Consider the following 12,591-nt stretch of genomic DNA (forward strand, 5'->3'; position numbering starts at 1 on the left):
CTCCAACTCTGCCTGGCAACGCGGGAGCTTCTCCCGCGTTGCCGTTTGTGCCGGGTGTCTCTGTAAGGGAAGTCGAACACATGTCCAAGCGTGATTATTACGAAGTGCTGGGGGTCGAAAAGGGCGCCAGCGAGGCCGAGCTGAAAAAGGCCTATCGCCGTCTGGCGATGAAATACCATCCGGACCGTAACCCGGATGACGAGAATGCCGAAGAGAAGTTCAAGGAAGCGACCGAAGCCTACGAAGTGCTGACCGACGCCAACAAGCGCGCCGCCTACGATCAGTATGGTCACGCCGGCGTGGATCCGAGCATGGGTGGCGGTGCCGGTGGTTTTGGCGGCGGCGGCGCCAACTTCTCCGATATCTTCGGCGATGTATTTGGTGACATTTTCGGTGGCGGCGGCGGTCGTGGACGTTCCAGCGTGCAGCGCGGCAGTGACCTGCGTTACACCCTGGAGCTGGATCTGGAAGAGGCGGTGCGCGGTACCACGGTCACCATTCGTGTGCCGACCCTGGTTGCCTGCGAAACCTGTGATGGCAGCGGTGCGAAGAAGGGCACCACGCCGACAACCTGTACCACCTGCGGTGGTCATGGTCAGGTACGCATGCAGCAGGGCTTCTTCTCGGTGCAGCAGACCTGCCCGCGCTGTCATGGTACCGGCAAGATGATTACCGATCCGTGCAAGGACTGCCACGGCAATGGTCGTGTAGAGAAGCAGAAGAACTTGTCGGTCAAGGTTCCGGCCGGTGTTGATACCGGTGACCGTATCCGCCTGGCAGGTGAAGGTGAGGCCGGTGTTAATGGCGGCCCTGCCGGTGATCTGTATGTGGTTGTTTCGGTGCGCGAGCACAAGATCTTCCAGCGTGACGGCAAGAATCTGTACTGTGAGGTGCCGATCAGCTTCGTCGATGCGGCGCTGGGCGGAGAGCTTGAGGTGCCGACCCTGGACGGTCGGGTCAAGCTGAAGATTCCCGAGGGCGCGCAAACCGGTAAGCTGTTCCGCCTGCGCGGCAAGGGTGTGACGCCAGTGCGTGGTGGTTCGGCCGGTGATCTGCTCTGCCGGGTGGTTGTCGAAACGCCGGTCAACCTGACCAAGCGTCAGCGCGAATTGCTCGAAGAGCTGCGTCAAACACTTGAGGCCGAAGGCTCGAGTCAGTCGCCTCGTGCCAAGAGCTGGTTTGATGGTGTGAAGAACTTCTTCGAAGACATGAAATTCTGAGGCAGGTGCGCAAGATGAGACGGATTGCGGTAATTGGCGCTGCCGGGCGCATGGGGAAGACGCTGATCGAGGCAATCGGTCAGACGGAAGGTGCTGCGCTGACGGCGGCGATTGAGCGCCCTGACAGTTCGCTGGTGGGCGCTGATGCGGGTGAGTTGGCCGGTTTCGGTCGCCTGGGCGTTGCGATCAGTGGTGACCTCAAGCAAGTGGTCGACGACTTTGACGTGCTGATCGACTTCACTCATCCGACCACGACGCTGGTGAATCTGCAGATTTGCCGTGATGCAGGCAAGGCGATGGTGATCGGTACTACGGGTTTCTCCGAGGCTGAAAAGGCGTTGCTCGCCGAGGCCGGCAAGCAGATCCCTATCGTCTTTGCGCCCAACTTCAGTGTTGGCGTGAACCTCTGTCTCAAGCTGCTGGACATGGCTGCGCGGGTCATGGGGGATGAGGCTGATGTCGAGGTTATCGAGGCGCACCACCGTCACAAGGTCGACGCTCCATCTGGAACGGCCCTGCGCATGGGGGAGGTTGTTGCCGATGCGCTCGGTCGCAATCTGGCTGACGTGGCGGTTTATGGGCGTGAAGGGCAGACCGGGGCGCGTGACCCCAAGACCATTGGTTTTGCGACGGTTCGCGCCGGTGACGTGGTCGGAGATCACACCGTGCTGTTTGCGACCGAGGGTGAGCGGGTAGAAATTACCCACAAGGCCTCCAGTCGGATGACCTTTGCCAAGGGTGCGGTACGTTCGGCGATGTGGCTTGAGGGCCGTGGCGCGGGCCTGTTTGATATGCAGGACGTGCTCGGCTTCAAGGGCTAGACGGCGGAATGATGCACAAAAAAGGGTGGCCATGATGGCCACCCTTTTTTGTTCCTGCCGCCTTAGTTGGTGCTCACGCTGGCCTCGGCCAGGTTGGCCTGTTCACGAGCCAGTTCATCGAGTGTCTGGGTGTTCTTGGTCAGGTAGAACGCGGCGATGGTGGGTACCCAGTCGGCGTGATGGTTGATCAGGCGCGGCTGGATGAAGCTGTACTGCTTATCCAGGCGGTCAAAGGTGTCCTTGTGTTCGGGCATCAGTTGCTTGAGCTGATTTGAGCCGTCGTTGATGCGGTTGTCCAGCTCGACAAACAGGCCCTCGCGGCTGGGCAGGAAGTACACGCCAACCGAACTGAACATGTTGTTTTCATACAGCAGCAGAATGCGGCTGGTCTCGATGCTCTGGCGTTGCAGGGCAACCAGATTATCCGGACTGCCTGCGACTTCCGCTTCATAAAGCTCTGCGGCGGCATTTTCGAGGTTGCCGTGTGCCATCATGATGCGGTTGACGGTGGCCAGGCTGTAGTGCGCCTGGTCCTCGGGCAACGCTTCCAGTTCCCGGATCAGGGTCACCAGCTCGCTGTAGAGCGGGCGAAGGTTGCCGGGGTTGTTCATCTGGCGCAGCAGTGAGTCCATTTGCTGCAGTGCGGAGTTGTAGATTTCGCGGTTGCCTGGCTCACGAACGCGCTCGTAGAGGTTGTTGTCGATCAGCAGGTAGGTTCCGGCCTTGAAGGCTTCGCTGCGGAACTCATGCAGCTGTTGCAGGCGTTGCGGGTCGGCGTAGGCGAGTGAGGCAATAAGCAGCAGTGGCAGCACCAGCAGGCGTTTCAAGAGCGTTGGCATGGTGAGGGTCCCCGAGTCCTTTGGTTTTTCTTGTGTTATCCGGCGCCAGGGAGGCGTCCGGTTTTGACGGTCTGCGCCGTCTGGCGTGGGCTCCTGCCCATTTTCATACACCGGCTGTTGTAACACAGAGTTGTGCGAGATTGAAGCGATTGCTGGGCCGTGATCGCGACTGCCTGCGGGAAGAGCTGGGCGATGCGGTGTGGATATTTTGGCCTCATGTGTTTAAACTATTGCGCTAATCTGTCTATTCAGCGCGTATCTGACAATGCCTTTGCAAGCGGGATGTTGTGTTCAGCACCACATTCCCGCTTTTGTGCAGCCCGCGTTTGGTGAAATGTGTCAGTTCTTTCGGAGGTTTTCTTGTCCAAGCCAGCCATTCTCGCACTCGCCGACGGCAGTATTTTCCGCGGTGAGTCCATCGGCGCCGACGGTTCCAGTGTTGGTGAGGTCGTGTTCAATACGGCCATGACCGGTTATCAGGAGATCCTTACCGATCCCTCCTATGCGCGTCAAATCGTGACCCTGACCTACCCGCACATCGGCAACACCGGCGTGACCCCTGAGGATGTCGAGTCCGACGCTGTTCAGGCTGCCGGTCTGGTGATTCGTGACCTGCCGCTGCTGGCCAGCAACTGGCGCTGCAAGCAGTCTCTGGACGAGTATCTGCGTGAAAACAACATTGTTGCCATCGCCGGTATCGACACCCGTCGTCTGACCCGGATTCTGCGCGAGAAGGGCTCGCAGAATGGCTGCCTGCTGGCCGGAGACGATATCTCCGAGGAAAAGGCGCTTGAACTGGCGCGCAGCTTCCCTGGCCTCAAGGGCATGGATCTGGCCAAGGAAGTGTCGGTCAAGGAAAGCTATCAGTGGCGCTCCAGTGTCTGGAATCTGGAGACCGATAGTCATCCCGAGCTGTCCGATGCCGAGTTGCCCTACCACGTTGTTGCCTTCGATTACGGCGTGAAATTCAACATTCTGCGCATGCTGGTTGCGCGCGGTTGCCGTCTGACTGTGGTGCCCGCGCAAACGCCGGCCGCCGACGTGCTGGCCCTGAACCCGGATGGCGTGTTCCTGTCCAACGGCCCGGGCGACCCGGAGCCATGTGACTACGCCATTGCTGCGATCAAGGAAATTCTGGAAACGGACATCCCGGTATTTGGTATCTGTCTCGGTCACCAACTGCTGGCACTGGCCTCCGGTGCCAAAACCGTCAAGATGGGTCATGGTCACCATGGCGCCAACCATCCTGTTCAGGATCTGGATACCGGTGTGGTGATGATCACCAGTCAGAACCACGGCTTTGCGGTTGACGAGACCAGCCTGCCGGCCAACCTGCGGCCGACCCACAAGTCGCTGTTTGACGGCACCCTGCAAGGTATCGAGCGCACCGACAAGGCGGCCTTCAGCTTCCAGGGCCACCCCGAGGCGAGCCCGGGTCCGCACGATGTGGCACCGCTGTTCGACCGTTTCATCGACGCCATGAAAAAACGCGCCTGAACCCCGGTACACCTAGGATTTGTAAACGACTATGCCAAAACGTACAGACATTAAAAGCATTCTGATCCTCGGCGCCGGCCCTATCGTCATCGGTCAGGCCTGCGAGTTCGACTACTCCGGTGCTCAGGCCTGCAAGGCCCTGAAGGAAGAAGGTTTTCGCGTCATTCTGGTCAACTCCAACCCGGCGACCATCATGACCGACCCGGCCATGGCCGACGCCACCTACATCGAGCCGATCAAGTGGCAGACGGTTGCCAAGATCATCGAGAAAGAGCGCCCGGACGCGCTGCTGCCGACCATGGGCGGCCAGACCGCGCTGAACTGCGCACTGGATCTGGAGAAGCACGGCGTGCTGGAGCAGTACGGCGTGGAGATGATTGGTGCCAACGCCGACACCATCGACAAGGCCGAGGACCGTTCGCGCTTTGACAAGGCGATGAAGGCCATTGGTCTGGAGTGCCCGCGCTCCGGTATCGCACATACCATGGCTGAGGCCTACGGTGTTTTGGAGCAGGTCGGCTTTCCGTGCATCATCCGTCCATCGTTCACCATGGGTGGTACCGGTGGTGGTATCGCCTACAACCGTGAAGAGTTCGAGGAGATCTGCAACCGTGGTCTGGACCTGTCGCCGACCAACGAGCTGCTGATCGACGAGTCGCTGATCGGCTGGAAAGAGTACGAGATGGAAGTGGTCCGCGATAAGAAGGATAACTGCATCATCGTCTGCTCGATCGAAAACTTCGACCCGATGGGTGTTCACACCGGTGACTCCATTACTGTCGCGCCGGCCCAGACGCTGACCGACAAGGAATATCAGATCATGCGTAACGCCTCGCTGGCGGTACTGCGTGAGATTGGTGTCGAGACAGGTGGCTCCAACGTGCAGTTCGGTATCTGCCCGAACACCGGCCGCATGGTCGTCATCGAAATGAATCCGCGGGTGTCGCGCTCCTCGGCGCTGGCCTCCAAGGCCACCGGTTTCCCGATTGCCAAGATTGCCGCCAAGCTGGCTGTCGGCTACACCCTGGACGAGCTGCAGAACGACATCACTGGCGGTCGCACGCCGGCCTCCTTTGAGCCGTCCATCGACTACGTGGTTACCAAGATTCCGCGTTTCGCGTTCGAGAAATTCCCCAACGCCGATGCGCGCCTGACTACCCAGATGAAGTCGGTGGGTGAAGTGATGGCTATTGGTCGCACCTTCCAGGAGTCCGTGCAGAAAGCACTGCGCGGCCTGGAAGTGGGCGTCTGCGGTTTCGACCCCAAGGTCGATCCGGCTGCCGACGACGTAATGACCGAGCTGACCCGCGAGCTGACCGTCCCGGGTGCGGATCGCATCTGGTACGTGGCTGACGCGTTCCGCGCCGGCATGACCCTGCAACAGGTGTTTGATCTGACCAAGATTGATACCTGGTTCCTGGTTCAGATCGAGGACCTGGTCAAGGAAGAAGAGCGGGTCAAGACGCTGGGGCTGGCCGACATCGACTACAACCTGATGTTCCGCCTCAAGCGCAAGGGCTTCTCTGACCTGCGTCTGTCGCAGTTGCTGGCCGTGAGCGAGAAGAGCCTGCGTCGTCATCGTCACAAGCTGAACGTGCTGCCGGTTTACAAGCGCGTTGACACCTGTGCGGCCGAGTTCGCCACCGATACCGCCTACATGTATTCGACTTATGAGCAAGAGTGCGAGTCCAATCCGTCCAGCCGTGACAAGATCATGGTGCTGGGTGGTGGGCCGAACCGTATTGGTCAGGGCATCGAGTTTGACTACTGCTGTGTTCACGCTGCACTGGCGATGCGTGAAGATGGTTACGAAACCATCATGGTCAACTGCAACCCGGAAACCGTTTCCACCGACTATGACACCTCGGATCGTCTGTATTTCGAGCCGGTGACCCTGGAAGACGTGCTGGAAATCGTTCGCGTCGAACAGCCCAAGGGTGTGATCGTGCAGTACGGTGGTCAGACGCCGCTCAAACTGGCGCGCGCGCTGGAAGAGGCCGGCGTGCCGATTATCGGTACCAGCCCCGAGGCGATTGACCGCGCCGAAGACCGTGAGCGCTTCCAGCAGATGGTTGAGCGCCTGGCACTGCGTCAGCCGCCGAATGCGACTGCGCGCAGCGAAGACGAGGCTCTCGCACTGTCCAAGCGCATCGGTTATCCGCTGGTGGTGCGTCCGTCCTACGTGCTGGGCGGGCGGGCGATGGAAATCGTCTATCAGGAAGAAGAACTCAAGCGCTACATGCGCGAGGCGGTCAAGGTGTCCAACGACAGCCCGGTGCTGCTGGATCACTTCCTGAACTGCGCCATCGAAGTGGATATTGACGCGGTCTCTGACGGCAAGGATGTGGTGATCGGGGCGATCATGCAGCACATCGAACAGGCTGGCGTGCACTCTGGCGACTCGGCGTGCTCGCTGCCGCCGTATTCGCTGCCGGCGAGCATCCAGGACGATATTCGCGAGCAGGTGCGCAAGATGGCACTGGAGCTGGGCGTGGTCGGCCTGATGAACGTGCAGATGGCGGTGCAGGGCGAGGACATCTACGTGATCGAGGTCAACCCGCGTGCCTCCCGTACCGTGCCGTTCGTATCCAAGTGCATCGGTCAGTCGCTGGCCAAGATTGCCGCCCGTGTCATGGCAGGCAAGACGCTGCAGGAACTGGGCTTCACTGAAGAGGTGGTGCCGCCGTACTTCAGCGTTAAGGAAGCGGTGTTCCCGTTCGCCAAGTTCCCCGGCGTAGACCCGATCCTCGGCCCTGAAATGAAGTCCACCGGTGAGGTAATGGGTGTGGGTGACAGCTTCGGTGAGGCGTTTGCCAAGTCCCAGCTGGGTTCTGGTGAAGTGCTGCCGACCAGCGGCACCGTGTTCATCAGTGTGCGTGAAGACGACAAGCCGCTGGTGGTCGATGTTGCCCGCGATCTGATCGACCTGGGTTTTGAAGTGGTTGCGACCGCCGGCACTGCCAAGGTGCTGGAAGCGGCCAACCTGCCGGTACGTCGCGTGAACAAGGTGACCGAAGGGCGTCCGCATATTGTCGACATGATCAAGAACGACGAGATTGATCTGGTGATCAACACCACCGAAGGTCGCCAGTCGATTGCCGATTCCTATTCGATTCGTCGCAACGCACTGCAGCACAAGGTCTACTCGACTACCACCCTGGCAGGTGGCGAGGCGGTCTGCACTGCACTGAAATTTGGCCCGGAGCGCGCAGTGCGTCGTCTCCAGGATTTGCACAAAGGTATCTGAGTTATGAAGTACCCGATGACCAAGCAGGGCGCAGAAGCTCTCGAAGTCGAACTCAAGCACCTCAAGAGTGAGCTGCGGCCGCAGATCACTCAGGCGATTGCGGAAGCTCGCGAGCTCGGCGATCTCAAGGAAAATGCCGAATACCATGCCGCGCGCGAGCAGCAAGGTATGGTCGAGGCGCGTATCCGTGACATCGAAGGTCGCCTGTCGAATGCGCAGGTGATCGACGTGACCACTATCCCGCATACCGGAAAGGTGATCTTTGGCACCACGGTGACCATTGCCAATGTCGAAACTGACGAAGAGGTGGTTTACCAGATCGTTGGTGATGACGAGGCTGACATCAAGCAGCGCAAGCTGTCGGTCAATTCACCCATCGCCCGCGCCCTGATCGGCAAGGAAGAGGGTGAGATTGTCGCGGTGAAAACACCGAGCGGTGTGGTCGAGTACGAGATTGTCGAGGTCCAGCACCTGTGACGCCGGCGGCTGTCGGTAGTGGCCGCCGGGAGGGTGGCCGCGTGGTCTGGCAGCTGCTGCTGACCCTCTGGGTCGGTTCGGTATGGAGTCTGCACTTTGTCTTTTTGCCGGCGCTGGAACAGTCCGGCCTGGCGCCGTTGCTTGTTGACGATGCCGCCCTGACCCTGCGCCCGGCGGTACTGGGCATCAGTGCGGTGGCAATGCTGCTGCAACTTTTTGTGCTGGTAGTGCGTGTGCGCGGAGCCATTTGGCGTGATGTGCGGGCCCAGGTTCTCGTTCTGGCGCTGGCGGCGGTGGGGGCATTTTTCCTGCTCCGCGGCGCAGGCAATCAGCTGTTGATGCTGATGAGTTATCTGGTGGTGGCGTTCGCCGGTCTGGTGCTGGCGGTGCAGCCACGACCGGACGAGTCGGCGGGTGACAGATAAGGCAAACGGGGCCGAAGGGCCCCGTTGCTTTTTCAGAAGCCCTGAAAACGTTTCAGGTTGGACAGGTTGGCGTTGGGCTTCTTGGCCCGGCGCAGCAGGATTGCCATCTTGCCGATCACCTGAACCAGTTCGGCACCGGTCTGGCTGCAAGCCTCGGCAATCAGCGCCTGTTTGGCCTCGCGATCACTGACGGTAACCCTGATCTTGATCAGTTCGTGGTCGTTCAGAGCGCGGTCCAGTTCGGCCAGGACGCCTTCGCTGACACCCTGTTCGCTGATGATGACGATCGGCTTCAGGTGATGGCCGATGCGTTTGAGGTCTTTTTTCTGTGCGGAGCTGAGCGCCATAATGTTCCGTATGAAGATTCAAATGAGTGTTGATGCACTAGTTTAACCGGCGGCGTGATCCGCTGCACGAGGTATTCCGTGGCACAGTCCAAGACAAGCAAGCGTTGGCTCAAAGAGCATTTCGATGACCCGTTCGTAAAACAGGCCCAGAAAGATGGCTACCGCTCGCGCGCAAGTTACAAGTTGCTGGAGATTCAGGAGCGCGACCGCATTCTGAAGCCGGGCATGACCGTGCTGGATCTGGGGGCGGCCCCGGGCGGCTGGTCGCAGGTCGCGTCGCGTCTGATTGGTGAAAAGGGGCGCATCATTGCATCCGACATTCTGGCCATGGATAGCATTCCCGACGTCACCTTCATCAAGGGCGATTTTACCGAGGATGCGGTATTTGAGCAGATTCTCGCTGCCATTGGTGATGCCCCGGTCGACCTTGTTATTTCCGATATGGCCCCCAATATGAGTGGGACGCCAGCAGTTGATCAACCGCGCGCCATGTATCTGTGTGAGTTGGCACTCGACATGGCCTCGCGCGTGCTCCGGCCCGGCGGCGATTTTTTGATCAAGGTGTTTCACGGAGAGGGTTTCGATGAGTATTTCCGTGAGATGCGGGGTCAATTCGACAAGCTGCTGACGCGTAAACCCGATGCCTCGCGTGGCCGTTCGCGCGAGACCTACCTGCTGGCCCGTGGTTTCCAGGGTGGTGAACGCTGATCCGTGTGCAGCGAATCGGAACCGGAGCTTGCCCCGGGTGGTCTGTGAGGTGGCTGTTACATAGCGGGTTACACTGAAGCCAATGCCGAGGTGACCTAAACTGGTGTAATGTTGGCAGGTGGTTAAAAGACTCAGCAAGGCGCCCGCGGTCGTGCAGCGGGGCAAGAGGGTAGCAAATTGAACGATATGGCGAAGAACCTCATCCTGTGGTTGATCATTGCCGCGGTACTGGTCACGGTGATGAACAACTTCAGCAAGACCAGCGAACCGGATACGCTGAATTATTCACAGTTTCTGGAACTGGTGGAGAATCGCCAGATCGAGCGAGTGACTGTGGATGGATACATCATCACCGGTCGTGAGCGCAGCGGGGATACCTTCAAGACCGTGCGTCCGGCCATCCAGGACAACGGCCTGATCGGTGATCTGCTGGATAACGATGTCATCATCGAGGGCAAGCAGCCGGAGCAGCAAAGCATCTGGACGCAGCTGCTGATCGCCAGCTTCCCCATTCTCATCATTATCGCCATTTTCATGTTCTTCATGCGGCAGATGCAGGGCGGTGCCGGTGGTCGCGGTGGCCCGATGAGCTTTGGCAAAAGCAAGGCGCGCATGCTGTCCGAAGATCAGGTGAAGACGACGTTCGCTGACGTCGCGGGCTGCGACGAGGCGAAGGAAGACGTGCAGGAACTGGTTGAGTTCCTGCGTGACCCGGGCAAGTTTCAGCGCCTGGGCGGTCATATTCCGCGCGGTGTGCTGATGGTTGGTCAGCCTGGTACCGGTAAGACCCTGCTGGCGAAGGCGGTTGCCGGTGAAGCCAAGGTGCCTTTCTTTACCATTTCCGGTTCCGACTTCGTCGAGATGTTCGTCGGTGTGGGTGCGTCCCGGGTGCGCGACATGTTCGAGCAGGCCAAGAAGCACGCGCCCTGCATCATCTTTATCGATGAGATCGATGCGGTCGGCCGTCACCGTGGTTCCGGAATGGGCGGCGGTCATGACGAGCGCGAGCAGACTCTGAACCAGTTGCTGGTCGAGATGGATGGCTTTGAGCCGAACGACGGCATTATCGTGATTGCCGCGACCAACCGCCCTGATGTGCTTGACCCTGCGTTGTTGCGCCCCGGCCGTTTCGATCGTCAGGTGGTGGTGGGTCTGCCGGATATCCGCGGCCGCGAGCAGATTCTCAAGGTGCACATGCGCAAGGTGCCGCTGGGCGAGGATGTGAATCCGTCGCTGATCGCGCGCGGTACGCCGGGCTTCTCCGGTGCTGATCTGGCCAACCTGGTCAACGAGGCTTCGCTGTTCGCTGCGCGCTCCAACAAGCGTCTGGTGGAGATGAGCGAGTTCGAGATGGCCAAAGACAAGATCATGATGGGCGCCGAGCGCAAATCGATGGTCATGTCCGACAAGGAAAAGCTGAATACGGCCTACCACGAGTCCGGTCATGCCATTGTCGGGCGTCTGGTGCCCGAGCATGACCCGGTCTACAAGGTCACCATCATTCCGCGCGGTCGTGCGCTGGGTGTGACCATGTTCCTGCCGGAAGAGGATCGTTACAGTCTGTCCAAGCGGGCGTTGACCAGTCAGATCTGCTCGCTGTTCGGTGGCCGTATCGCCGAGGAGATGACGCTGGGCTTTGATGGTGTGACCACCGGTGCATCAAACGACATCATGCGGGCAACCCAGTTGGCCAAGAACATGGTGACCAAGTGGGGCTTGTCTGAAAAGCTGGGTCCTCTGCTCTATGCCGAGGACGAGGATCAGGGCTTCCTTGGGCGCTCCAGCGCTGGCGGTCTGGCTGGTGTCTCCGGTGAAACCGCCAAGCAGATCGACGAAGAGGTGCGTCGCATCATCGACGAGAGCTACGCCACTGCCCGCCGTCTGCTGGAAGAAAACCGTGACAAGCTGGACATGATGGCTGAAGCCTTGATGAAGTACGAAACCATCGATACACAGCAGATTGACGACATCATGGCAGGGCGCGTGCCCCGTGAGCCGAAGGACTGGCAAGGCGATGACAAATCCGGGCCCGGCGCTGTAGTAACGCCCGACGATGCCAAGTCGGATGTCGTTGATACTCCCAAGGGCTCCGGTCCGATCGGCGGACCTGCCGGGGAGCATTGAGGGCCTGATGCGTTCTGACAGCAATAGCTCCCGTTTGCCTTGCGGCATTCGGGAGCTTGATCTTTCTCGTGCCCATGTCATGGGCATTCTCAATGTTACGCCTGACTCCTTTTCCGACGGTGGCCGTTACAATCGTCTGGATGCTGCGTTGCTGCATGTCGAGCAGATGATTGGCGCAGGAGCGTCCCTGATCGATGTTGGGGGGGAGTCCACTCGCCCCGGCGCTGCTGTAGTCTCCGTTGAGGAGGAGCTGCAGCGCGTGGTGCCGGTAGTTGAGGCTATCGCTGCTCGCTTTGACGTGGTGATTTCGGTTGATACCAGTACGCCCGAGGTGATGGTGGCGTCGGCCGCAGCCGGTGCGGGGCTGATCAATGACGTCCGTGCGCTCGAGCGTCCCGGTGCGCTCGAGGCCGCGCGCGATACCGGGTTGCCAATTTGCCTCATGCACCGCCAGGGCGAGCCGGATACCATGCAGCTCGCGCCGCGCTACGCCAGTGTGCTGGATGAGGTGAATGCGTATCTGCAGGCTCGGGTCGAGGCCTGCGAGGCAGCCGGCATTATCCGTCAGAGATTGATCCTTGATCCCGGGTTTGGTTTTGGCAAGACCCTGGAGCACAATCTGGGATTATTTGCGCGTTTGCGCGATCTGCGTCCGGCCGGGCTACCGCTGCTGGTGGGCGTGTCCAGAAAAAGCATGATTGGCCAGGCGCTGGATCGGCCGGTTGATCAGCGTCTGTATGGTGGTCTTGCCCTGGCGGCCCTGGCGGTGGATGCCGGTGCGGCGATTTTGCGCGTGCACGATGTCGCTGAAACGGTCGATGTGGTGCGCATGGTTGAGGCGGTTAAAAGCGCCCGTCAGTCCTAACAATTTCAAGCGGCAGAGTCA

The 12,591-nt window shown here is 59.8% G+C and carries 11 protein-coding genes; 9 read left to right on the forward strand and 2 right to left on the reverse strand.

What is annotated here, in order from left to right; all coding sequences use genetic code 11:
• Nucleotides 1-80 precede the first annotated feature (80 nt).
• Both dnaJ and dapB read left to right on the forward strand, forming a co-directional pair.
• Nucleotides 81-1,220, forward strand: coding sequence for a molecular chaperone DnaJ (dnaJ, locus tag O5O48_RS07910; protein WP_088276369.1), 1,140 nt, complete (start codon nucleotides 81-83; stop codon nucleotides 1,218-1,220).
• Between the two features lie 14 nt (nucleotides 1,221-1,234).
• On the forward strand, nucleotides 1,235-2,041 hold the full coding sequence (gene dapB, locus O5O48_RS07915) for a 4-hydroxy-tetrahydrodipicolinate reductase (protein WP_233048382.1): 807 nt from the start codon (nucleotides 1,235-1,237) through the stop codon (nucleotides 2,039-2,041).
• Nucleotides 2,042-2,103: 62 nt separating this feature from the next.
• Here dapB and O5O48_RS07920 read toward each other — a convergent pair whose 3' ends face one another.
• Complete coding sequence (locus O5O48_RS07920) at nucleotides 2,104-2,880, reverse strand: hypothetical protein (protein WP_233048381.1); 777 nt, start codon at nucleotides 2,878-2,880, stop codon at nucleotides 2,104-2,106.
• A 360-nt stretch (nucleotides 2,881-3,240) separates the two neighbouring features.
• Here O5O48_RS07920 and carA point away from each other — a divergent pair, with 360 nt between their 5' ends.
• From carA to O5O48_RS07940, 4 genes are read left to right on the forward strand one after another with little or no spacing between them, the layout of a single operon-like run.
• A complete protein-coding gene (gene carA / locus O5O48_RS07925) occupies nucleotides 3,241-4,377 on the forward strand; it encodes a glutamine-hydrolyzing carbamoyl-phosphate synthase small subunit (protein ID WP_233048380.1) in 1,137 nt (378 codons plus the stop codon).
• Nucleotides 4,378-4,408: 31 nt separating this feature from the next.
• Nucleotides 4,409-7,624, forward strand: coding sequence for a carbamoyl-phosphate synthase large subunit (gene carB, locus O5O48_RS07930; protein ID WP_269688575.1), 3,216 nt, complete (start codon nucleotides 4,409-4,411; stop codon nucleotides 7,622-7,624).
• A 3-nt stretch (nucleotides 7,625-7,627) separates the two neighbouring features.
• Entirely contained in the window at nucleotides 7,628-8,101 is a 474-nt protein-coding gene (gene greA, locus O5O48_RS07935; RefSeq protein WP_088276375.1) for a transcription elongation factor GreA, read from the forward strand.
• A gap of 41 nt (nucleotides 8,102-8,142) precedes the next feature.
• The gene (locus tag O5O48_RS07940; protein WP_269688576.1) at nucleotides 8,143-8,526 is read left to right on the forward strand and encodes a hypothetical protein; all 384 of its coding nucleotides are present in this window, start codon (nucleotides 8,143-8,145) and stop codon (nucleotides 8,524-8,526) included.
• A 32-nt stretch (nucleotides 8,527-8,558) separates the two neighbouring features.
• On the opposite strand, the gene yhbY is transcribed toward O5O48_RS07940, so the two are convergent.
• Nucleotides 8,559-8,873 (reverse strand): ribosome assembly RNA-binding protein YhbY, encoded by a 315-nt coding sequence (gene yhbY / locus O5O48_RS07945; RefSeq protein WP_228246846.1) that lies wholly within the window; start codon nucleotides 8,871-8,873, stop codon nucleotides 8,559-8,561.
• 78 nt (nucleotides 8,874-8,951) lie between these two features.
• Here yhbY and rlmE point away from each other — a divergent pair, with 78 nt between their 5' ends.
• The 3 genes from rlmE (at nucleotide 8,952) to folP (ending at nucleotide 12,570) form a co-directional block, all read left to right on the forward strand.
• Entirely contained in the window at nucleotides 8,952-9,581 is a 630-nt protein-coding gene (gene rlmE, locus O5O48_RS07950; protein WP_269688577.1) for a 23S rRNA (uridine(2552)-2'-O)-methyltransferase RlmE, read from the forward strand.
• Nucleotides 9,582-9,767: 186 nt separating this feature from the next.
• On the forward strand, nucleotides 9,768-11,705 hold the full coding sequence (gene ftsH / locus O5O48_RS07955; protein ID WP_373315000.1) for an ATP-dependent zinc metalloprotease FtsH: 1,938 nt from the start codon (nucleotides 9,768-9,770) through the stop codon (nucleotides 11,703-11,705).
• 7 nt (nucleotides 11,706-11,712) lie between these two features.
• Entirely contained in the window at nucleotides 11,713-12,570 is an 858-nt protein-coding gene (gene folP / locus O5O48_RS07960; RefSeq protein WP_228246848.1) for a dihydropteroate synthase, read from the forward strand.
• Nucleotides 12,571-12,591 lie beyond the last annotated feature (21 nt).

It is taken from the genome of Halopseudomonas sp. MFKK-1, assembly GCF_027474385.1.
Lineage (GTDB): Bacteria > Pseudomonadota > Gammaproteobacteria > Pseudomonadales > Pseudomonadaceae > Halopseudomonas > Halopseudomonas aestusnigri.

Excerpts from the sequence above, each read along its gene's own strand:
- dnaJ (WP_088276369.1), top strand. The coding sequence starts at position 81 with ATGTCCAAGCGTGATTATTACGAAGTGCTGGGGGTCGAAAAGGGCGCC.
- dapB (WP_233048382.1), top strand. The coding sequence starts at position 1,235 with ATGAGACGGATTGCGGTAATTGGCGCTGCCGGGCGCATGGGGAAGACG.
- O5O48_RS07920 (WP_233048381.1), bottom strand. The coding sequence starts at position 2,880 with ATGCCAACGCTCTTGAAACGCCTGCTGGTGCTGCCACTGCTGCTTATT.
- carB (WP_269688575.1), top strand. The coding sequence starts at position 4,409 with ATGCCAAAACGTACAGACATTAAAAGCATTCTGATCCTCGGCGCCGGC.
- greA (WP_088276375.1), top strand. The coding sequence starts at position 7,628 with ATGAAGTACCCGATGACCAAGCAGGGCGCAGAAGCTCTCGAAGTCGAA.
- yhbY (WP_228246846.1), bottom strand. The coding sequence starts at position 8,873 with ATGGCGCTCAGCTCCGCACAGAAAAAAGACCTCAAACGCATCGGCCAT.
- ftsH (WP_373315000.1), top strand. The coding sequence starts at position 9,768 with ATGGCGAAGAACCTCATCCTGTGGTTGATCATTGCCGCGGTACTGGTC.
- folP (WP_228246848.1), top strand. The coding sequence starts at position 11,713 with ATGCGTTCTGACAGCAATAGCTCCCGTTTGCCTTGCGGCATTCGGGAG.